The organism is Pseudarthrobacter siccitolerans, assembly GCF_030823375.1.
Lineage (GTDB): Bacteria > Actinomycetota > Actinomycetes > Actinomycetales > Micrococcaceae > Arthrobacter > Arthrobacter siccitolerans_A.
On record NZ_JAUSXB010000001.1, the window covers coordinates 1,729,908 to 1,750,774 of the forward strand.

Consider the following 20,867-nt stretch of genomic DNA (forward strand, 5'->3'; position numbering starts at 1 on the left):
CGGCCTAGCGAAGGCCGGTGGGGGTGCCTCCCGCGTTCTCCGTAGCGGATGGGATGCTGATGGAAGCGGCCTTGAGCCGCTGTTTTGTCTCCTCAGCGGTGATGTAGGAATTCATGCGGGGATACTCGCCCACCGGGACCACTGCCGAGACGAACGTCCTGTTGTGGATGCGGACCAGGTTGTAGGAGCGCGCGCCGGCCAGGCCCTGCATTGCACCGGACGGAAGGGCCAGGTCCTGGTTGTAGCTGGTGGAGGACGCAACGGCCACGGGGATGTTGGCGAATGTTGAAAAGACCGTGTGATGGGTGTGGCCGGAAAGGATGCCGATGACGTCGCTGCCCTCCAGCACCTGGGCCAGGTGTTCCTGGTTCCGCAGCTCGGAAAGCACCGCAAGTTCCTGTACCGGCGGAACGGGCGGGTGGTGCATCACCAGGAGGGTGCCGTCGTCGGCCCTTGTTTCCAGCTCGCCAGCCAACCACTGCAGCTGGCCGTCGGTTATCTCGCCGTGGTGGTGGCCCGGCGTGGAGGAATCCAGGACCAGCACGCGCAGGCCGCCCAAGTGGTAGCAGCGGTCCACGGGAAGCGTCCCCGGTTCCTCGTCCAGGAGCAACTTCCGGAAGTTGGCGCGTTGGTCATGGTTGCCCATGGCCCAGATGATTTGTGCGCCCATCCGCTCGGCGTAGGCCTCGCAGGTAGTGCGCAGCCGGCGGTAGGCCTCCGCGGTTCCCTTATCCGTCAGGTCGCCCGAGAAGATGATGGCTTCCGGGTCCAGGCCGCTTGCCTCGATGGAACTGAGGACCTCCACGAGCCCCGCCTGCGGATCCAGCTCGCCGTACAGCAGCCCTTCTTCCACGAAGTGCGGGTCACTGACGTGGACCAGCACGTGGTTGGGGTTTGAGTACTCGGACCGGATCACCTGCATGGGGGCCTCTCAGCAATCCCCACCTCGGCATTGCCGCGGCGGGGTGGTGTGCTGACGGGCACTGCTTGCCGTCGAAGGAAGAACATCATAAGCATGCTTATGAACGCATGGGAAGAGTTGCGTGCCCGCACCTTGTACTCACCCGCCCGCCACGAGTAGATTCGGAAGTGTGACGGGGATCATTACCGTCTCCCGCGGCCCTCCTGCAGAGGTTGCGGATGCAGCTGCTGGAGCAGGCCGGCAGCACTTGGTGCAGAACCGGATAGAGCGTGAAATGCCGTCCTCCCACTTCCAGCAGTTCCTTGATGAAGCCACCACCCCTGACCCTTCATCCGACCACCCGCTGGGGCCTGATTGCCTCTACGGCCTCTACGTCAGCTGGGCATCCCTGCACGGTTTCCGGCCGAAATCGGACCAGGCCTTCCGCGCCGGCATGCTCAGGTGCGGAGTGCATCCGGATGATTGCCGGCTGCATATGACCGGGCCCGCGGCTGCCGATTACATCCTCTACAGCTACCCCGCCGTAGCCTGACTCGGGCTGCCCAGGGCGGAAGGGGACAGCCATGGGATTCGATGTGCACGAGCCCGAGGAACGCAGTCACCTCAACCACGCGCTGCTGACAGCTGACATCACTGTTTCAGAGCTCTGGTTGCGGTACTTCAGCATGAGCGGCATGGCCGGCGAGTATGAGGTCCAGGCCTACGTGGAGGGACTCATCTCCCTGCCCGCCCTTCAGCGGAACCTGCTGGCCATGGCCGCGGAGGAGATCGCCAGCGAGTCGGTTTGAGCCCAAGAGGGCGCTTGGTCAGAAACCCTTTCCCTGCGGCTCCGTTCCGCGCTAGTGTGGGCTCATCCACAGGCCACGCGCCATGGGATATTGGGCTCATGCAGCTGGGCCTCTGGATCATTTCCGGAGGAGAACCGCGCGGTGAACACCACTCGACGAAACACTTCCAGATGGCGGCGCACGGCTGCCCTGTCCTTTATCCCGGCAGTGATGGCTCTGACTTCCTGCTCAGCCGAGGTCCAGCGCGGCTGGCTTCCGGGCGAACGGGACACCACCGACCACACCCCCCTGGTCACAGACCTGTGGGTGAACTCGTGGATTGCCGCGGTGATTATTGGCGCCATCACTTGGGGGCTCATCCTGTGGTGCATCATCGCCTACCGGCGCAAGAAAAATACCGTCGGGTTCCCGCGGCAGATGAGCTATAACCTCCCGCTGGAAGTCTTCTACCTCTCCGTACCGCTCATGATTGTGGGGGTCCTGTTCGTTTTCACCGACCGGGACCAGCGGGCCATGGACGACCGCTTTTCCGATCCCGACGTGGTGATCGATGTCCGCGGCAAGCAATGGTCCTGGGACTTCAACTACGTCAAGGAAGACGCCCATGAGGACCCGGGCGTCCAGGCCCACCTGGACGGCAACTGGGGGGCGCCGGACCGGCTGCCCACCCTGTACCTGCCGGTGGGCAAGAAGGTGGAGCTGCAGCTGAACTCCCGCGATGTCCAGCACTCCTTCTGGGTGGTTGAGTTCCTCCAGAAACGGGACCTGTATCCGGGCAAAAACCAGTACAACAGGTACATCAACATCATTCCCACCCGCACCGGTGAGTTCACCGGCAAATGCGCGGAACTCTGCGGCGAATACCATTCCGAGATGCTTTTCAAGGTCCGGGTAGTTTCCGAGCAGGAATACAACAGCCACATCGCAGATCTCCGGGCCAAGGGCAACACCGGTATCCGCGGCGACGAATTCGACCGGAACCCGGCACGACCAGCCCTGGAGCCTGCACAGCAAAGGACGGAACCGTAATGACCACCACCGGCCAGAACATGGGCGCAACGTCGGCCACCGCCGCACCGGCGGTGGCTAAACGCCCCAAAGGCAGCATCGTTGTCAGCTGGATCACCTCCACTGATCACAAAACCATCGGGTACATGTACCTGATCGCGTCATTCGTGTTCTTCTGTTTGGCCGGCGTCATGGCACTGCTGATCCGCGCCGAGCTGTTCGAACCCGGCCTGCAGATCCTGCAGACCAAGGAACAGTACAACCAGCTCTTCACAATGCACGGCACCGCGATGCTGCTGATGTTCGCCACCCCGCTCTTCGCAGGCTTCACCAACGTCATCATGCCGCTGCAGATCGGTGCGCCGGACGTCGCGTTCCCGCGTTTGAACGCGCTGGCTTTCTGGTTCTTCCTCTTCGGCTCCACCATCGCGGTATCCGGCTTCATCACCCCGCAGGGCGCCGCGTCCTTCGGCTGGTTCGCCTACGCTCCGCTGTCCAATACCACCTTTACGCCGGGGCTCGGCGGGGACCTCTGGGTGTTCGGCCTGGCGCTGTCCGGTTTCGGCACCATCCTTGGCGCCGTCAACTTCATCACCACCATCATCTGCATGCGCGCCCCGGGCCTCACCATGTGGCGGATGCCGATCTTTACCTGGAACGCCCTGGTCACCTCGATCCTGGTGCTCATGGCGTTCCCGCCGCTGGCCGCCGCCCTGTTCGCACTGGGTGCGGACCGGAAGTTCGGCGCCCACATCTATGACCCGGCCAATGGCGGCGCCATCCTCTGGCAGCACCTGTTCTGGTTCTTCGGCCACCCCGAGGTGTACATCATCGCGCTGCCGTTCTTCGGGATCGTCTCGGAGATTTTCCCGGTCTTCAGCCGCAAACCGATCTTCGGCTACAAGGGCCTCGTCTACGCAACGATCGCCATTGCTGCCCTCTCCGTGACGGTGTGGGCCCACCACATGTACGTCACCGGGGCAGTGCTGCTGCCGTTCTTCGCGTTCATGACCATGCTCATCGCGGTGCCCACCGGCGTGAAGTTCTTCAACTGGATCGGCACGCTGTGGGGCGGTTCACTCACCTTTGAGACGCCCATGCTGTGGAGCCTCGGCTTCCTGATCACCTTCCTCTTCGGTGGCCTCACCGGCATCATCCTGGCCTCGCCGCCGCTGGACTTCCACGTCTCGGACACGTACTTCGTGGTGGCACACTTCCACTACGTGGTGTTCGGCACCGTGGTGTTCGCCATGTTCGCCGGGTTCTACTTCTGGTGGCCCAAGTTCACCGGGACCATGCTGAACGAGCGCCTGGGAAAGATCCACTTCTGGATGCTGTTCCTGGGCTTCCACGGCACCTTCCTCATCCAGCACTGGCTCGGTGTGATGGGCATGCCCCGCCGGTATGCGGACTACATGCCTGAGGACCAGTTCACCGGGATGAACCAGTTCTCCACCATCAGCTCCTACCTGCTGGGGGCATCCCTGATCCCGTTCTTCTGGAACGTCTACATCACCTGGCGCAGGGGCAAGAAGGTCACCGTGGATGATCCCTGGGGCTTCGGCGCTTCCCTCGAGTGGGCCACGTCCTGCCCGCCGCCGCGGCACAACTTCACCTCGCTGCCCCGGATCCGTTCCGAGCGGCCCGCCCTTGACCTGCACCATCCCGAGTTGAGTGTCCGGGATAACCCACCCGCTGACAACCCGGCTGCCAACGTCCTGGGCGCCGCGGACATCGGGGAACGCAACGTCAGGGACCTGAACCCCGAGACGTAGCACCCGCCACGAAGCCCCCTGCCCGCCGGTCTTTCCCCGGCCGGCTGGGGGCTTCTCCTTGTGGCATTGACCCGCAAAATACCTTGCGACGCAACAAAACGCCGGCGCTCCCGGAATTTCGGCGGCGCCAGCGTTCCAGCGCGTCGGACACTACCCGGGGGTCGGCTGCCCGCTGCTGGACAGCCGCCGCCCGCCGTCGCGCTTTACTCCTTGTTGAGCTTGTCCTGGATGGTCCCCGCGGCCTTTTCCATGGTGTTGGGCAGCTCGGTGGTGCCGTAGAAGCGGGAATCAGGGTGCGTGGGCGGCGGCATGGGAACACCGGCCGGGGGCTCGGCCACATAGCTGAACTCGCCGAGGCCGTCCGGGGTGGGGCCTTTGGCCCAGGAACCTTCAGCGGCGGCCTGGCCGTCGGAGAAGTTCCGGTACTGGTAGGCGACGTCCCGCATCTCCTTGTTGAGGGGGAAGTTGCTCGGCACGGGGAAGTTCTCGTTGCCTTCTTCCTGCAGCTCGCGGGCCGCGGCAACCCACTGGTTCTGGTGCATGGTGTCCCTGGCCAGCAGGAAGGACAACATATCGCGGACGCCGTGGTCGTCAGTCATGTGGTATAGCCGGGCCACCTGCAGCCGGCCCTGCATCTCGGCGTTGGCGTTGGCCCAGAAGTCGGCGAGCAGATTGCCGCTGGCGGTGACGTAGCTGCCCTGCCAGGGGTTGCCGTTGCTGTCCACAGGCCGGACGCCGGCACCGGCCACGATGGCTGCCTGAACATCAGTGCCGCCCACCACGGCTGCCACGGTGGGGTCGGCCTGGACGGCGTCGCCCGTGATGCCCAGGGGTGCCTTTTCCAGCAGCTGGGCGATCATGGTGGCCAGCATCTCAACATGGCCAAATTCTTCGGCACCAATACCGAAAAGCATGTCCCGGTACTTCCCCGGGATGTGGGCGTTCCAGGCCTGGAACGAGTACTGCATGGCCACGGTAATTTCGCCGTACTGCCCGCCCAGCACTTCCTGGAGCTTGCGGGCATAGACGGCATCCGGCTTATCCGGCGTCGACTTGTATTGAAGTTCCTGCTTGTGAAAGAAAACCACGAGTATGTCCTCTCGACCATCTGGATTTTTGGACCCCGACCCGATCCCTGATGCTGATTTAATCAGCATGCTTACTATCCTGCGGCAGCGGAGCCGATATATCCAGACGCTTGCCTCCCCTAAAAACAAGCCATCCTCCCAGCGCGAGAAGCACGCTGATCGCGAGGAAGCCCACATCCCAGGCCAGCGGGCCGCCCAGATCATCCCGCACATGGTGGAGCTGCAGCAGCTGGTGGTTGACCAGGCCCTCGATGACGTTGAAAGCGCCCCAGCCACACAGCACAAGCCCGGTGTGGAACCGCCAGCCCGCGGACAAGCGCCCCTGCCGGCCTGCCCTGACCGCGAGGACAGCTGCGGCCACCACCAGCACCCACATGGCGCTGTGAAACAGGCCGTCCGCCAACGTGTTCATTTCCAGGCCGGCCACAGTTTTGGTGTTGCCGGCCTCGGTGTGGCTGAGCATGTGGTGCCACTGCAGCAGCTGGTGCAGGACGATGCCGTCCACAAACCCGCCGATTCCCACGCCGAAGAGGAAGGCCGGTGCCTTGCTGGGGACTTCCGCGGTCGCTGGCCCAATGCGGTCTTCCCGTGACACTTTCCGCACCCTTCCTCCGGCGAGCCTTTCACCTGCTCCCTACCCGCCGTCGGCCACCTTAAGCACGCCGGACCCCGCTGCCGGGTGACGGGTTGCAGAACCCTTGACCAACCCCGCCACCAAGTGGAAACGTAGGGCAGGCGGTGCGCCTCCAGCAGCGGGGTGGTTCCAGCTGGCTAGGGAACAGCACTGCAAGCCACGACATCCGAGGTGGCGCTCATGCGAGCAATGGTTTACCGCGGCCCCTACAAAATCCGCGTCGAAGAAAAAGACATTCCCAGGATCGAGCACCCCAACGACGCGATCGTCCGCGTCACCACGGGGGCGATCTGCGGCTCCGACCTGCACCTCTACCATGGCATGATGCCGGACACCCGGGTGGGGATGACGTTCGGGCACGAGTTCGTGGGAGTGGTGCACGAGGTTGGCCCTTCAGTGCAGAACCTCGTCCCGGGCGACCGGGTGATGGTCCCCTTCAACGTGTACTGCGGCTCCTGCTACTTCTGCTCCCGCGGCCTCTACTCCAACTGCCACAACGTCAATCCGAACGCGACGGCGGTAGGCGGCATTTACGGCTACTCCCACACCTGTGGGGGTTACGACGGCGGCCAGGCTGAGTATGTGCGCGTGCCGTTCGCCGATGTGGGGCCCGCCAAAATTCCGGACTGGATGGACGAAGAGGACGCGGTCCTGCTCACCGATGCGCTGCCCACCGGCTACTTCGGCGCCCAGTTGGGAGACATTGTTGAGGGCGACACCGTGGTGGTGTTCGGCGCCGGGCCGGTGGGCCTGTTTGCCGCGAAGTCGGCCTGGCTGATGGGCGCAGGGCGCGTGATCGTGATCGACCACCTGGAGTACCGGCTGGAGAAGGCCCGTTCGTTCGCTCACGCCGAGACGTACAACTTCGTGGAGTACGACGACATTGTGGTGCACCTGAAAAAGGCCACCGACTACCTGGGCGCCGACGTCGTCATTGACGCGGTGGGCGCCGAGGCAGACGGCAACTTCCTGCAGCACGTGACCGCGGCGAAGCTGAAGCTGCAGGGCGGCTCGCCCATTGCCCTGAACTGGGCCATCGATTCCGTCCGCAAAGGCGGAACGGTGTCCGTGGTGGGCGCGTACGGGCCGATCTTCAGTGCCGTGAAGTTCGGCGATGCCCTGAATAAGGGCCTGACGCTGCGGATGAACCAGTGCCCGGTGAAGCGGCAGTGGCCGCGATTGTTCGAACACGTCCGGAACGGGTACCTGAAGCCCAGCGATATCGTCACCCACCGCATCCCGCTGGAGCACATCGCCGAGGGATACCACCTCTTCTCCGCGAAGCTTGATGACTGCATCAAGCCACTCATCGTTTCCACCCCGGCCTGAACCGGACCAGGCATTCCGGACTGAAGGGAAGAGATCACCATGGCTGTAACACCGACGCCGTACATCGCCGGCAAGCCCGAGCCCAGGGAGTCCGCGGAGCAGTTGCGGGCCCGGATTCCAGGCTGGGGCGTGGACAGGGACCCGGCGGACCGCCCCTCGTTCCCGCGGGAACAGCCGGGCATCCAGACCGGCGCGCACTGGGACTTTCCCGAGCGCCAGCCCGAGGAATGGCCCCGGGAACGCTCGATCGAGCACGCATTCCTTACCCCCGTTTTCGGTACATCTGCCCCGCTTGCCGGGGCATCCGGGGCCATCCGGAAGTACGCCTACGCCCGGTTCAGTGAGGGCCGGGCCGCACACTGGCTGCTGCTGATTGCCGCGGACCGGGTGGACGCGTGGGAACACCACCTGCGTTCGTTGGGCACGCTGCGGCCGGACAACCCCGTCACCGAAACCGGGGTGCTCAGCGAGTTCTCCCGGCACGGTGTCCGCTCCCGGTTCGGGCAAAAGCGGGCCGACGTCAACCACCAATGGATCGATCCTTTCGTAGTGGGCGGACCGTGGGTGCTGGCCGGGCTGGGTGCCGTTGCCGCCGGTCGGCTGCTGTGGCGGGTTTCAGGAGCGCGACGGGTTTCGGGAGCCCGGCGATGACCCAGGCTGCGGCCGGCCGGGCTTCGTTCACCACCGTGGCTGAGGGCGTCCACCGCGTCTCCGAAGCTTTCGTCAACTTCTACCTGGTGGAAAGCGCCGACGGGCTGACCCTGGTGGATTCCGGGCTGCCGGCCATGTGGAAATCCCTGGCGGATTCCGTTCGGGGACTTGGGCACGGGATGGGCGACATCAAGGCCGTTGTCCTCACCCACGCGCACTTCGACCACCTGGGGTTGGCGCACCGGCTGCATTCCGAATTCAAGGTGCCGGTCTGGGTCCACGGCGGCGACTCGTTTATCGCCCGCCACCCCTACCGGTACCAGCATGAAAAATCCCGTTTTGTGTTCGCGTTGGCCCACCCGAAAGGCCTGCCCGTCCTCGCCAGCATGACCAGGGCGGGCGCGTTGCGGGTGAAGGGCATTGACGAGCTGACCCTGTTTCCTGCGCAGACCGGCACCCTCCCGGTGCCGGGGCAGCCCGAGGTGGTGCTCTCCCCCGGCCACACGGCCGGGCACTGCGGGCTCTACCTGCGGGACCGGGACGTGCTGTTCAGCGGGGATGCCCTGGTAACGCTTGATCCGTACTCCGGCCGCACCGGTCCGCGCATCGTGGCCGGCGCCGCCACCATGGACAGCCGCCAGAACCTGGACACCCTCACCCAGCTGGCCCAGACGGGCGCGTCCCTGGTCCTGCCGGGCCACGGCGAGCCCTGGACCGGCGGCATCGACGAGGCGGTGGCAGCAGCCCGGCGCGAGGTGGCTTCCTGAATCGCATATTGCCGAGGCCCTGCCGCGCTGCCGCGCCAGCCCGCCGTCGTGATCCCTCCTGACTGGACACAGAAAAAACACCGTGTTGAAACAATTCAGCAACCTCGGCCGGGCAAGCTGTGACTACTGGGATACGACAGCAGGAGGCACCGCATTATGGAGGCACAAGGAGTACGTACGGGCCAGCTTCGCATCGGCGACCAGATCGAGGCGTGGCACAACGGCAAGCTTTTCCACCGGGGGCGCGTCACCGACGTCGTTCCCGCCCTGGAACTGTTCTGGATCCTGGACGCCAGGACCGGCACGCGCAAGCTGCTGGATCCCGAGGCGCTGGAGATCCGGCACGTCGAGGCGCAAGCGAAGCCGCTGGCCACGGCCTGAGCTACTTTCCCGCGGCGCCCGGAGAAAGTAACCTCTGAAACCGGAAGAAATTTTTGGTGAAGGAGGCCGGGTTTGAGCGAGGACAAGTCCCAGGGTAGTTGGGAGGACGGCGGAGAGCCGTTGATCCCCGCGGAGGACCGCCAACTGCACGAGCTGGTACTCAACAGTGTTGACGTCACGGCGTTCCTCCAGGAACTGGCGGTGCTCACGGCGTCCACCCTGTCCACTCCCTCGACTCAGCTCCACTGCGGCGTGACCGTGGTCAGGCACCGGAAACCAAGCGTGGTCGCCAGCAGCGATGAGCGTGCCCGCTCGCTGGATGAGCTCCAGAACGCCTTCGACGACGGCCCTTGCCTCACCGCCCTCCGGCGGCACGAAATCGTCCTCGTCCAGGACCTCAGAAGGGAGGGGCGGTGGCCCGAGTATGTTGGCGTGGCACGGGAGCAGGGCATCGGACTGATCCTCGCCATCCCGCTGGAACTTGCCGGCGAGGCCGAAGCCGTGGTGAACCTCTACGCGGAAAAGCCCGGCAGCCTCTCACCCCTGGACATTGATACTGCCAGGAATTTCGTGGCCAATGCAGCAAAATCACTGCGGCTGGCGCTGAGGCTGGGCAGCCTGCGGGATACCACTGAAGATTTGGCCGCTGCGATGAAGTCCCGGGCGACCGTGGACATGGCGGTGGGCGTAATCATGGCGCAGAACCGCTGCACCCACGACGAAGCCATCTATGAGCTCACACGGTCTTCCGGGGTGAGGAAGGCCCGGCTCCGTGACACTGCGGCAGTGGTGGTGGGCGCGGTCAGTGGCAAGGGCTCTGATGCGGCCCGTGAAAGCATCAAGGCCCTGCTCGAGGAGTAAAGGCCCGGGCCTTGCCTAGGGGCGCTCCTGGTACACGTCCGGGATGCCGTCCTGGTCCGCGTCCAGTTTTTCGGCTTCTTCAGCTGCGCGGTACTGGCGGTTCCGGGTCCGCAGCACGGCCGTGGCCAGCAGCGCCGCCAGCAGGGAGGCAGTGAGGATTCCCACCTTGGCGTGGTCATCATGCAAACTTCCCTGCCCGAAGCTGAGCTCGGCCACCAGCAGGGACACCGTGAACCCGATGCCGGCCAGGACCGCCACCCCGAAAACGTCGACCCACGTGAAGGACTCGTCCAGGCGCGCCCTGCTGGTTTTCGTCAGAAGCCAGGTGGTGCCCATGATGCCGATCGGCTTTCCGAGCACCAGCGCCACGATGATGCCCAGGGCCACGGGATCGGCCAGGGCAGAGCCAAGCCCTTCCCAGCCGCCCACCGCCACGCCGGCGGAGAAAAACGCGAAGACCGGAACCGCGATGCCCGCTGATATGGGCCGGAACCGGTGTTCGAAGATCTCGGCCAGGCCTGGTCCGGCTTCCGGCCCGCCCGCAGCCTGTGACCGGATCACGGGGATGGCGAAGCCCAGCAGGACGCCGGCCACCGTGGCGTGGATGCCCGACGCATGGACCAGCGCCCACGTCATCACCCCGAGCGGCAGCAGGATCAGCCATGCAGCCGCGGTGTGGCGGCCGAAGAAATAGCGGTACTTGTGCGCCAGGAACGCGTAGATGGCCAGTGGTATGAGGGCCAGAAGCAGCGGCATGGTCTGGAGGTCGCTGGTGTAGAAGAACGCGATGATGGTGATGGCGATCAGGTCATCCACCACGGCCAGGGTCAAGAGGAAGATCCGCAGCGCGCTGGGCAGGTGCGATCCGATGATGGCCAGGACTGCCACGGCGAAGGCGATGTCCGTGGCGGTGGGGATGGCCCAGCCGCGCAAAGTATCCGGGCTGGCGAGGTTGATCAGGGCGTAGATGGCAGCCGGGGCCAGCACGCCGCCAAAAGCCGCAGCGACAGGAACTACAGACTTGTTGAGCTGGCGCAGGTCCCCCGCCACGAACTCCCGTTTTAGCTCCAGCCCTACCAGGAAAAAGAAGATAGCGAGCAGCCCGTCGGCCGCCCACGCACCGAGACTCAACTCAAGATGCCAGGGCCCGTAACCAATCTTGAAGTCCCGCAGCGCGAAGTAACTGTCCGACGCCGGTGAGTTGGCCCATACCAGGGCAACCACGGCCGCGATAACGAGCAGGGCTCCGCCCACGGTTTCCTTGCGGAGGATCTCCCCGATCCGCAGGGCTTCGGCATAGCTGCCGCGTCCGAAGATGGTGGAGCGGGTGGGGCCGGAACGGGGCGTTTGGCTCATAGAGGGTCCTCAGGCTTGGCTCGACAAAATTATGCCGACCAGACTTCCCGGCGCACCTTCGATCCATCCTAAGGCCTACCCGGCCCGGCGACGCCCGCTTCCCACCAGCCTGCTGTCCTGGGCAATGGCGGCGACGGCGTTGTTCAAGTAGCACCGCGTAACCTCAGAATTTGCCAGCTTCACGAGTTCGGCTGCCACCACTACCAGCTTGACATTGCGGTGGCTGCTGGTGCTGACCAGCACCTGGAAGGCGTCGTCGGAGTTTATGTTCAGCTGGCCCATCAGGATTCCCCGTGCCTGGTCGATGACACTGCGGGTGGATGTTGCCCCTGCCACCGCATCCCGGGCCGTCTCCTCGGTTTCGCGCCGGAGGGTGGAGGTGAGATCCACCATCACTCCTTCAATGGCAACGACTTTCCCGGTGGCGTCCACGATCCCATCACCGGAAGTCAGCACCCTGCGGGTCCGTCCCCGGGAATCGATGATGCGGTGATACATGCAGAAGTAGCCCCCGGTCCGGCAGACCTGTTCAACGATTTCCTGGCAGCGGGCCCTGTCCTCCGGATGCTTGTGCGAGAACAGCAGTTCCAGGGTGGGGACCACCTCACCGCGCTCGTAACCATGCAGCTGGAACATGCCGTCCGACCATTCAACCTTCCAGCCGTCCAGATCCGCATGGAAAGTGCCGGCAATGCAGGGATCGTCACCCAGTGCACTGGAGTATGTGTAGGGACCGCTGAGTTCAGCCACAAAGCCACCTCCGGTCTAATTTTCCAGCCTCACCCAACCAGGGCAGGCACCATTGCCTTGTGACTCAAGTATGGCCATGATGGCGCGTCGCCGCTAGGTGGGATTTCCCCCATAGGCTGCAATAACGTGGTGCGCGGAAGGCCGCGCCCCTTGACTCCTATACCCCCTAGGGGTATATTTTCGAGTGTTGTCAGTGAAGTGGTATGTCCCGGCCGGTGCACCGCACCCGCTTTTCACAGCCGTTCAACCCCAGCGCCCATTGATCCTTTACCAAGGAATGGAAACTGACATGCATGACATCGAAAACCGCGACGGCGAGGCCCGCGGCGCCCGCAGCGGAGCTGTTTCAGCCCCTGCGGCGGCTGCTGCCGACCACGGGCACCAGGACCCAGGGCACGCACATCACGACGACGACCACGCCGTCCACACCCACGGCCAGCATGCAGGGCACAGCACGGCCATGTTCAAGAACAGGTTCTGGCTGACGCTGGCGCTCTCGGTTCCCGTGGTCTACTTCAGCCCCATGGTGGGCCACCTCCTGGACTTCATGGCACCAGTGTTCCCGGGCTCCACGTCGATCCCGCCGGTCCTGGGCACAGTGATCTTCCTTTACGGCGGCCAGCCGTTCCTCAAGGGCGGCCTGCAGGAGCTGAAGGACCGCCGGCCGGGCATGATGCTCCTGATCGGCGTGGCCATCACGGTGGCGTTCGTGGCCTCCTGGATCACCAGCCTGGGCCTGGGTGGTTTCGACCTGGACTTCTGGTGGGAACTCGCGCTCCTGGTGGCCATCATGCTGCTGGGCCACTGGATCGAGATGCGGGCCCTGGGTTCAGCGCAGGGCGCCCTCGATGCGCTCGCTGCCCTGCTGCCCGATGAAGCCGAACGCATCACGGACAGCGGCACCGAAACCGTGCCCGTCTCCGAACTTCGCCTGGCTGATCTTGTCCTGGTGCGTTCCGGCGCCCGGATGCCCGCCGACGGCACGGTGGTCCAAGGGCAGGCCGAGTTCGATGAATCCATGATTACCGGCGAATCCAAGACCGTGCCCCGCGGCCCCGGCGATGCCGTGGTGGCCGGAACCGTCGCCACCGATTCGAGTGTGCGCGTCCGGGTTGACGCAGTGGGCGAGGACACCGCACTGGCCGGCATCCAGCGGCTGGTGGCCGAAGCACAGGCATCGTCGTCGCGCGCCCAGGCCCTGGCCGACCGCGCCGCCGCCTTCCTGTTCTACTTCGCCGCGGGCGCCGGCGTCATCACCTTCATCGTGTGGACCCTGCTGGGCAGCATTCCCGAAGCCGTCACCCGGACCGTGACCGTGCTGGTGATCGCCTGCCCGCACGCCCTGGGCCTGGCCATTCCGCTGGTCATCGCCATCTCCACCGAGCAGGCAGCCCGCGCCGGCGTCCTGATCAAGAACCGGATGGCCCTGGAGCGGATGCGCACCATCGACGTGGTCCTTTTCGACAAGACCGGCACCCTCACCACCGGCGAGCCGGAGCTGAAGGACGTGGCCGCGGCGCCAGGCGTGGAGACCGATGAGCTGCTGGCCCTGGCCGCCGCCGTCGAGTCCGACAGCGAGCATCCCGTGGCGCGGGCCATCGTCCGGGCAGCCCGGGAGCGGAACCTGGCCCTGCCCGCGGCGGCCGAATTCGCGTCGCTTATCGGCCGCGGCGTCCGTGCCTCCGTGGACGGCCGCACGGTGCATGTAGGCGGGCCCGCGCTCCTGCGCGAGCTTGGCGCCGTCGTGCCTTCCGGCCTGTCAGGCACGGCGCGCGGGTGGATGGACCGCGGCGCGGCCGTCCTGCACGTGATTGACGACGGCGGCCGGGTGCTGGGGGCGGTCAGCCTGGAGGATGCGGTCCGTGCGGAGTCGCGGCAGGCGGTGGCTGCCCTGCAGCAGCGCGGCGTCAAGGTGGCCATGATCACCGGTGACGCGCGGCAGGTGGCCCAGGCCGTGGCCGAGGATCTGCACATCGACGAGGTGTTTGCTGAGGTCCTGCCGGCAGACAAGGACAAGAAGGTGGCCGAGTTGCAGGCCCGGGGCCTGAAGGTGGCCATGGTGGGCGACGGCGTCAACGATTCACCCGCCCTGGCCCGCGCCGAGGTGGGGATTGCGATCGGCGCGGGGACGGACGTGGCCATGGAATCGGCCGGGGTGGTGCTGGCCGGGAACGATCCGCGCGCCGTGCTGTCCATGGTGGACCTGTCCCGGGCGAGCTACCGCAAGATGTGGCAGAACCTGGTGTGGGCCACAGGCTACAACGTCCTGTCCGTGCCGCTGGCCGCGGGTGTCCTGGCGTTCGCCGGGGTGGTGCTGTCCCCCGCTGCCGGCGCGGTGCTGATGTCTGCCTCCACTATCGTGGTGGCTTTGAACGCCCAGCTGCTCCGGCGGATGCGGCTCAATCCGTCCGCGGTGCGTTAAGGAGACGCTCCATCACCTCCTGCACGAAACCCCTCAACGCTCCATCACCTTTCGCCGCTTTTTCGACGACGCTCCATCACGTAGGAAAGAAATTTGTTGACATGAAGTTCAGTTCATTCGCCCTAGCCGGCGTACTCGCGGTCTCGCTCGGCCTTGCCGGGTGCGCCGCCGGGTCCGGAACCTCCAGCGGCGGCATGCATTCCAGCCACGGCAGCTCCAGCCCGGAGTCCAGCATGATGCCCGACGCCAACGCGGACCATAACCAGGCAGACATGATGTTCGCCCGAATGATGATTCCGCATCATGCCCAGGCGGTGGAAATGAGCGGCATAGTCCTGGCCAAACCCGACCTGCGCGCGGAAGTCACCGCGCTGGCCAGCCGGATCAAAGACGCGCAGGCACCGGAAATCGAGACCATGACAGGGTGGCTCAAGAGCTGGAACGTGCCCACCATAATGCCGGACCACTCCGGGGACGGCATGTCCGGGATGCTGGGCGCGGAGGGCCTCGACAAGCTCAAGGCTGCTCAAGGCGCCGAGGCCGCCAGACTTTTTATGGAGCAGATGACGGGGCACCATGAAGGCGCTCTGGAGATGGCAAAGCAGGAGATCGGCGCGGGCAAATACCCGCAAGCCATCCAGCTTGCGCGCGACATCGTCACGGCGCAGGAGGCTGAAATTGCGGAGATGAAGAAACTCCTGGCCGCGCTGTAACCGTCCCCTCCCCCAAACGCTCTCTCGCTTAATGCAACGAATGGGCGGACGCTCTCTCACTTTCCTTACGAAAGTGAGAGAGCGTCGGCCGGAAAACCGCGTTAAGTGAGAGAGCGTCCCTGTGGGTGGCTGCGCCGCCGGCTTGGTCAGGAGTCAGGCGGTGCGGCGGTTGACGTGTTCGGGCCGGATTCCGATCCCGATGAACCGGGCCGTGATCGGGCGCAGCAGCGGCGAGGCAGCCCGTAGAAGCATCACGAGCCAGCGGGGTGCCACGCGGTTACCGGTGGTAGCCCGGAGGAGCACCCTGTGTCCGTTGCGCTGAAACTGCTGCATGATCTTCACCGGCATCTCCCGCCGCCGCTGCACGCCGGCAAGCTTCCGGACCGGCGCGGTCCCGCCCGCGAGGTCGTCGGCGATCGCGTTGGCCAGGGCGACAGCGTCCTGGATGGCGAAGTTCACGCCGACGCCGAAGATTGGCGACATCGCATGGGCAGCGTCACCGATGGCAATAAACCCGGGACGGTACCAGCGCCGGAGCCGGTTGATCTGGACGGAGAGGAGCTTCACCTGGTCCCAGTCCGTGAGGTTGCCGACGACGGGTCGCAGGAACGGCGCGGCGCTAGTGATCCGCGCTTGCAGGCCGTCCACCTCCGCCGCTCGAAGCTCGTCAAAACCACCTTTGCGGATCACCATGCCCGACTGGTACCTGTCGCCACGATCAATCGTGAGCACCATCCCTCGAGCAGATATGTAGCCGAGGGTTACGGGCGGAGGGTCCGGCGGCTTGGGCAGGTTGAACCACAGCACGTCGATCGGCACTCCATAGCCCTCGGGAGTCAATCCGGCAGCGGTACGCAGGGCAGAACTGCGTCCGTCGGCAGCGACGGTGAGGGCCGCGCGGATCTCGATGCTGCCGTCGGACGTGATGGCCCGGACTCCGCGCACCTGGCTGTCTTCGATGATGAGGCCGGTGGCCTCGGTGAGCATGCGGAGCTCGAAGGTGGGGAACGCCGACGTCTCGCGGGCAAGGAAGTTCAGGAAGTCCCACTGGGGCGCCAGGACGAGGAAGTTGTCCGGCGCGGGGAGGGTGCCGAAGTCCACGATGGTGATGCGCCGGCCGTCGACGACGATGTCCAGGCTGGACAGCCTCGTCAGCGGCAGTTCCAGGAACTTCTCGCGCAGCCCGAGTTCGCCGAGCAGGGTGACCGTGGATGGATGCACGGTGTCGCCGCGGAAGTCGCGGAGGAAGTCGCCGTGCTTCTCCAGCACGGTTACCCGCAGGCCGCGGCGCGCAAGCAGGTAGCCGAGCACCATGCCCGCCGGGCCGCCGCCGGCAATCACGCAGTCCCGTTCGATAACGCTTTCCACAGTCATATCATCGTGCCCCTTGGCGAAAGGTGATAGAGCGTTCCTTGGAAACCTGCGAAAGCTGATGGAGCGTTGCCTGGAAACGCGCGAAAGGTGATGGGGCGTGCGGGGTGGGGCGGCCGGCGTCGGGCTGATGCGTGTTAAGTTGAAAAGCACGGACGCATCGGCTGGAAAGAGAAATCTCCCTTGGACTCATCCGCACCAGTAAGAATCCTGACTGTCTGCACGGGCAATATCTGCCGCTCTCCGGTGGCCGAGCGGCTGCTCCAGGCGGGGCTCAACCAGGTGCTGCCGGGCGGTTTTGAGGTGCGGAGCGCAGGAACCCGGGCCATGGTGGGAGATCCCATCCAGCCCATCTCGGCCGACATCATCCGCACATTCGGCGGGGACCCTGAGCAATTCGCCGCCCGCCAGCTGACTCCAAAAATCCTGCGCGGCGTGGACCTGGTGCTGACCATGACTTCCGGGCACCGCGGCGAAGTCCTGCAGCTGGACGCGTCCCTCCTCAAACGCACCTTCACCATCCGGGAGTTCGCCCGCATGCTCGACGTCCTGGACCAGCGCGCCGAGGCCGGGGTTACGGCACCTGAGGAAACGTACGACGACGGCGATCCCCTGGCTGCGAACCGCACCTTTTGGCGGGGCCTGCCCGCGCGGGCAGCCGCCGTGCGCCACTTGTCGCTGCCCGCGGACTCCGCGGAGAACGACATCATCGACCCCTACCGCCGGGCGCCCGAGGTGTACCGGCAGATGGAGGACGAACTCGCCCCGGCGATCGTGTCCATCCTGCGCCATGCACGCCTCAACGCCCCGGTCCCCGGGACGCGGACGGGCTCGCTGTAAAACCGCAGATGACAGTTTGGATACGTATATAGCCAGGGAAGGCCTGGCGGGCGGACACTGTTCCCACCATACGCACAATGAGGTGAGGCACAATGAGCACGCCAGACGGTTCTGAACCCTCCGGCAGCACCCCTTCCGGTTCCCATCCGCACGGCCTGGGCTGGGTGGCGCACGGACGGCGGCGCTGGATCGCCGCCCTGCTGGCGCTGGCACTGGTGGCGGTTGCCGTCGTCGCGATCGTTAACCTCAACCGTGCCGGCAGCACCGAGGCGCAGCCCGCCGGAACTCAAAGCGCTTCCCAGACGCCCACCCCCAGTGAGACGCCGTCCGAAACAACCCCGCCGCCGCCACCACCTCCCCCGCCGCCGCCTCCACCCATTCCGGAGCTTGGTGCGGCGGCAATGAACGTCCTGGTGATCGGCAGCGACAGCCGTGACAACGCCCGGAACGCCGCCGCCCACACGGCCGCCACCGGTGAGCCGTTGGACCACCGTTCCGACACGCTGATGGTGGTCCACGTCCCGGCCGACCGGCACACCCTGTACATCGTGTCCATTAACCGGGACCTGTGGGTGGACATTCCGGGCTTCGGCGGCGGGAAAATCAACGCCGGGCTGCAGTACGGCGGCATCGATATGACCACCCAGACGGTGCAGCAGCTCCTGGGCATCACCATTGACCACACCCTGATGCTCGACTTTAACGGCTTCCGGGGACTGATCGACGGGCTCGGCGGCATCGACGTGAACGTCACCCTCCCCTTCCAGTCCACGCATGAGACCGGGCATGTCTTCGGGCCGGGCGTGAACCACCTGGACGGGCAGTCAGCGATGGAGTTCGTGCGGGAGCGGTACGCCTTTTCCGACGGCGACTTCCAGCGGGTGCGCAACCAGCAGACCCTGCTCCGCGCCGTCCTGGCCCGGCTCACCGGCGGCGGCGCGCTGAACGACGTCACCGCGGTCCGCGGGCTGGTGGACTTGGCGTCCTGCTGCCTCACCGTGGACAGGGGCTTCGACCCGGTGCAGGCCGCCATCCTCGCCTACAGCCTGCGCAACCTGGACACCAATGCGATCGGCACCATGACCCTGCCCACCGCCGGATCCGGGTTCGTGGCCGGCCAGTCCGTGCTGTTCCCCGACTACGGCGGCATCAACGCCGTGGGGGCGGCGCTGCGTGAGGGCCGGATCGCGGACTTCGCGGTGCCGTAGGGGCTGTGCGGCGGCGCCGGGCCGGTTCCCTCCTGCCGTTGTTCGTTATTTTCCTGACCACGGGGGTACGCCGCTGGTAGTGTTCCTGCATTCGGGCATGCCAAGCGGACGGGGTGATTCTTTGTGAAAGAGGACGGGCTGACGGAAGCTGTCCAGGAGCCCGGGGCGGTGGAACTGCTGCTGGTCCGCCACGGCGAGAGCGAAGGCAACGTGGCCGCCACAGACGCGCGACTGGCCGGGGCTGAGGTCATCGAGGTGCCGGCGCGGGATGCGGACGTGAACCTCTCAGACACCGGCCAGGAGCAGGCCAAAGCCTTGGGGGTGGCGCTGGCGCGGATCGCCGCGGAAGCCCGGCCCGACGCCGTCGTCTCGTCCCCTTACGCCCGGGCGCGGCAAACGGCGGAAATCGCGGTGGAAACCGCGGGCTGGCCGGTGAAGGTACGCACCGATGAGCGGCTGCGGGACCGGGAACTCGGCATCCTGGACCGGCTGACGCGGATGGGAGTGGAGAACCGCTTCCCGGAGGAGGCCGAACGCCGGGAGTGGCTGGGCAAGCTGTACTACCGGCCGCCGGGCGGGGAGTCCTGGGCGGACGTTGCCCTGCGGCTGCGCTCCGTCCTGGATGAGCTCAACAATCTCAGTACCGGGCACCGGGTGATGCTGGTCTGCCACGATGCAGTGATCCTGCTGTTCCGGTACGTGCTGGAGGGGATGAACGAGGAGGAACTCCTTGACCTGGCCGCGAGCACGTCTGTACTGAACGCCTCGCTGACACGGTATGTCCGGCCCTCCGGTCAGGGGCCCTGGACACTGGAAAGCTTCAACGTGGCGGACCATCTCACGGAGCAGGGTGTCACAGTCACCGAGCATGCGGGAGATGCCAGTGTCCACCCGAAGTGACTCCAACTCCCCGACTCTGGTGACGCCGTCGCTCCTGCGGGAGTGGCCGTTGCCGGCGCCGGGCGAAGACAAGTATTCACGCGGCTCGGTCCTCGTGATCGGCGGTGCGCGGGCCACGCCGGGAGCGGCGCTGCTGGCCGGTACTGCCGCGCTGCGGGCCGGCGCGGGTAAGCTCACGCTGGCGGTGGCGGAGTCCGTGGCCGCGCAAGTGGCTGTGGCGCTCCCCGAATGCGGGGCGATGGGGCTGCCGGAAACCGCTGAGGGGTCGGTGACGGGTGAAGGGCTGGACCGGATCTCCTCTTATCTCGACCGCGCCGATGTGATCCTGGTGGGGCCGGGCCTGGACGATCCGGACCTCGCCGAGGAATTGTTGCGGGTCCTGCTGGAGCGGGAGGCTCACTCGCGCTCCGGTGACTCAGGCTCGGGTGATTCAAACTCGGGTGAGGGGAACGCAGGGGGAGGTCCCGCCGTCGTCCTTGATGCTTATGCCCTGGGCGGCCTGGTGAAGGTGGCCGGCCAGCTGGGACCGTGGAAGGGGCGGCTGATCCTGACGCCCAATCCCAAGGAGGCGGCTGTCCTGCTGGAGCGGGAGGTGAATGACCTGGCGGCGGATGTGGCTGAAATTGCCGACAAGTTCCAGGCGGTGGTGAGCTGTCAGGGCCTCATTGCCCGGCCTTCCGGCGGCGATGAAGTGGAGGAACCCGAATTCTGGCAGATGACCACCGGGTATGGCGGACTGGGAACATCGGGAAGCGGGGACGTGCTGGCCGGCGCGATTGCCGGCCTGCGTGCGCGGGGAACCACCGGCCCGCAGGCCGCCTGCTGGGGAACACACCTGCACGCTGCCGCGGCGGACCGGCTTGCGAGCCGGATGGGTCCCCTCGGATTCCTTGCCCGTGAACTGGCGGACGAACTGCCCGCCCTGATGCTGGAGCTGAACACCTGAACCCGCTCCCCTGAAGCTGGAAAACCCCGGACATGGGATGGCCCCCGGCCGAAGCCGGGGGCCACCGTATCGGGAGATTCAGGCCTACGCTGCCGATGCGCTGTCAGCGCTGTGGCGTGCCCAGAATGGCGATCCGCCCAAGGAGGCAGTCAACAAT

General features: G+C 65.7%; 21 protein-coding genes. 15 read left to right on the forward strand and 6 right to left on the reverse strand.

Annotation, left to right across the window (positions count from 1 at the left end; all coding sequences use genetic code 11):
* Positions 1–4: 4 nt before the first annotated feature.
* The gene (locus tag QFZ36_RS08095) at positions 5–922 is read right to left on the reverse strand and encodes a metallophosphoesterase (protein ID WP_306635397.1); all 918 of its coding nucleotides are present in this window, start codon (positions 920–922) and stop codon (positions 5–7) included.
* 169 nt (positions 923–1,091) lie between these two features.
* On the opposite strand from QFZ36_RS08095, the gene QFZ36_RS08100 reads away from it, so the two are divergent.
* The 4 genes from QFZ36_RS08100 (at position 1,092) to ctaD (ending at position 4,493) form a co-directional block, all read left to right on the forward strand.
* Positions 1,092–1,454, forward strand: a complete 363-nt coding sequence (locus QFZ36_RS08100; protein ID WP_306635398.1) for a hypothetical protein — start codon at positions 1,092–1,094, stop codon at positions 1,452–1,454.
* 31 nt (positions 1,455–1,485) lie between these two features.
* Entirely contained in the window at positions 1,486–1,710 is a 225-nt protein-coding gene (locus QFZ36_RS08105) for a hypothetical protein (RefSeq protein ID WP_306635399.1), read from the forward strand.
* Between the two features lie 141 nt (positions 1,711–1,851).
* Complete coding sequence (gene ctaC / locus QFZ36_RS08110) at positions 1,852–2,739, forward strand: aa3-type cytochrome oxidase subunit II (protein WP_373427029.1); 888 nt, start codon at positions 1,852–1,854, stop codon at positions 2,737–2,739.
* Positions 2,739–4,493: an aa3-type cytochrome oxidase subunit I gene (gene ctaD, locus QFZ36_RS08115; protein ID WP_373427030.1), complete on the forward strand. Its 1,755-nt coding sequence runs from the start codon at positions 2,739–2,741 to the stop codon at positions 4,491–4,493. The genes ctaC and ctaD overlap by 1 nt, the downstream gene beginning before the upstream one ends.
* A gap of 203 nt (positions 4,494–4,696) precedes the next feature.
* Here the strand turns inward: ctaD and QFZ36_RS08120 are convergent, their stop codons facing one another.
* Positions 4,697–5,581, reverse strand: coding sequence for a manganese catalase family protein (locus tag QFZ36_RS08120; protein ID WP_306635401.1), 885 nt, complete (start codon positions 5,579–5,581; stop codon positions 4,697–4,699).
* Positions 5,582–5,639: 58 nt separating this feature from the next.
* A complete protein-coding gene (locus QFZ36_RS08125) occupies positions 5,640–6,176 on the reverse strand; it encodes a DUF2243 domain-containing protein (protein ID WP_306635403.1) in 537 nt (178 codons plus the stop codon).
* Positions 6,177–6,395: 219 nt separating this feature from the next.
* On the opposite strand from QFZ36_RS08125, the gene QFZ36_RS08130 reads away from it, so the two are divergent.
* The 5 genes from QFZ36_RS08130 (at position 6,396) to QFZ36_RS08150 (ending at position 10,204) form a co-directional block, all read left to right on the forward strand.
* The gene (locus tag QFZ36_RS08130; protein ID WP_306635405.1) at positions 6,396–7,544 is read left to right on the forward strand and encodes a zinc-dependent alcohol dehydrogenase; all 1,149 of its coding nucleotides are present in this window, start codon (positions 6,396–6,398) and stop codon (positions 7,542–7,544) included.
* 39 nt (positions 7,545–7,583) lie between these two features.
* Positions 7,584–8,195, forward strand: coding sequence for a hypothetical protein (locus QFZ36_RS08135; protein WP_306635407.1), 612 nt, complete (start codon positions 7,584–7,586; stop codon positions 8,193–8,195).
* The gene (locus QFZ36_RS08140) at positions 8,192–8,962 is read left to right on the forward strand and encodes an MBL fold metallo-hydrolase (RefSeq protein ID WP_306635410.1); all 771 of its coding nucleotides are present in this window, start codon (positions 8,192–8,194) and stop codon (positions 8,960–8,962) included. The genes QFZ36_RS08135 and QFZ36_RS08140 overlap by 4 nt, the downstream gene beginning before the upstream one ends.
* A 156-nt stretch (positions 8,963–9,118) precedes the next feature.
* Entirely contained in the window at positions 9,119–9,343 is a 225-nt protein-coding gene (locus tag QFZ36_RS08145) for a hypothetical protein (protein ID WP_306635412.1), read from the forward strand.
* Positions 9,344–9,415: 72 nt separating this feature from the next.
* Entirely contained in the window at positions 9,416–10,204 is a 789-nt protein-coding gene (locus QFZ36_RS08150) for a GAF and ANTAR domain-containing protein (protein WP_306635414.1), read from the forward strand.
* Between the two features lie 15 nt (positions 10,205–10,219).
* On the opposite strand, the gene nhaA is transcribed toward QFZ36_RS08150, so the two are convergent.
* Together nhaA and QFZ36_RS08160 are read right to left on the reverse strand one after the other, a co-directional pair.
* Positions 10,220–11,560 (reverse strand): Na+/H+ antiporter NhaA, encoded by a 1,341-nt coding sequence (gene nhaA / locus QFZ36_RS08155; protein WP_306635416.1) that lies wholly within the window; start codon positions 11,558–11,560, stop codon positions 10,220–10,222.
* 75 nt (positions 11,561–11,635) lie between these two features.
* Positions 11,636–12,310, reverse strand: a complete 675-nt coding sequence (locus QFZ36_RS08160; RefSeq protein ID WP_306635418.1) for a PAS and ANTAR domain-containing protein — start codon at positions 12,308–12,310, stop codon at positions 11,636–11,638.
* A gap of 289 nt (positions 12,311–12,599) precedes the next feature.
* On the opposite strand from QFZ36_RS08160, the gene QFZ36_RS08165 reads away from it, so the two are divergent.
* A complete protein-coding gene (locus QFZ36_RS08165) occupies positions 12,600–14,732 on the forward strand; it encodes a heavy metal translocating P-type ATPase (RefSeq protein ID WP_306635421.1) in 2,133 nt (710 codons plus the stop codon).
* 101 nt (positions 14,733–14,833) lie between these two features.
* Complete coding sequence (locus tag QFZ36_RS08170; protein WP_306635422.1) at positions 14,834–15,445, forward strand: DUF305 domain-containing protein; 612 nt, start codon at positions 14,834–14,836, stop codon at positions 15,443–15,445.
* A gap of 153 nt (positions 15,446–15,598) precedes the next feature.
* On the opposite strand, the gene QFZ36_RS08175 is transcribed toward QFZ36_RS08170, so the two are convergent.
* A complete protein-coding gene (locus QFZ36_RS08175; protein ID WP_306635423.1) occupies positions 15,599–16,819 on the reverse strand; it encodes an FAD-dependent oxidoreductase in 1,221 nt (406 codons plus the stop codon).
* A gap of 180 nt (positions 16,820–16,999) precedes the next feature.
* Here QFZ36_RS08175 and QFZ36_RS08180 point away from each other — a divergent pair, with 180 nt between their 5' ends.
* The 4 genes from QFZ36_RS08180 (at position 17,000) to QFZ36_RS08195 (ending at position 20,710) form a co-directional block, all read left to right on the forward strand.
* Positions 17,000–17,656: an arsenate reductase/protein-tyrosine-phosphatase family protein gene (locus QFZ36_RS08180; protein ID WP_306635424.1), complete on the forward strand. Its 657-nt coding sequence runs from the start codon at positions 17,000–17,002 to the stop codon at positions 17,654–17,656.
* 92 nt (positions 17,657–17,748) lie between these two features.
* Positions 17,749–18,864, forward strand: coding sequence for an LCP family protein (locus tag QFZ36_RS08185; RefSeq protein WP_306635425.1), 1,116 nt, complete (start codon positions 17,749–17,751; stop codon positions 18,862–18,864).
* Positions 18,865–18,987: 123 nt separating this feature from the next.
* Entirely contained in the window at positions 18,988–19,764 is a 777-nt protein-coding gene (locus tag QFZ36_RS08190; protein ID WP_306635426.1) for a histidine phosphatase family protein, read from the forward strand.
* A complete protein-coding gene (locus tag QFZ36_RS08195) occupies positions 19,742–20,710 on the forward strand; it encodes an NAD(P)H-hydrate dehydratase (RefSeq protein WP_373427031.1) in 969 nt (322 codons plus the stop codon). The genes QFZ36_RS08190 and QFZ36_RS08195 overlap by 23 nt, the downstream gene beginning before the upstream one ends.
* The last annotated feature ends 157 nt before the right edge of the window (positions 20,711–20,867 follow it).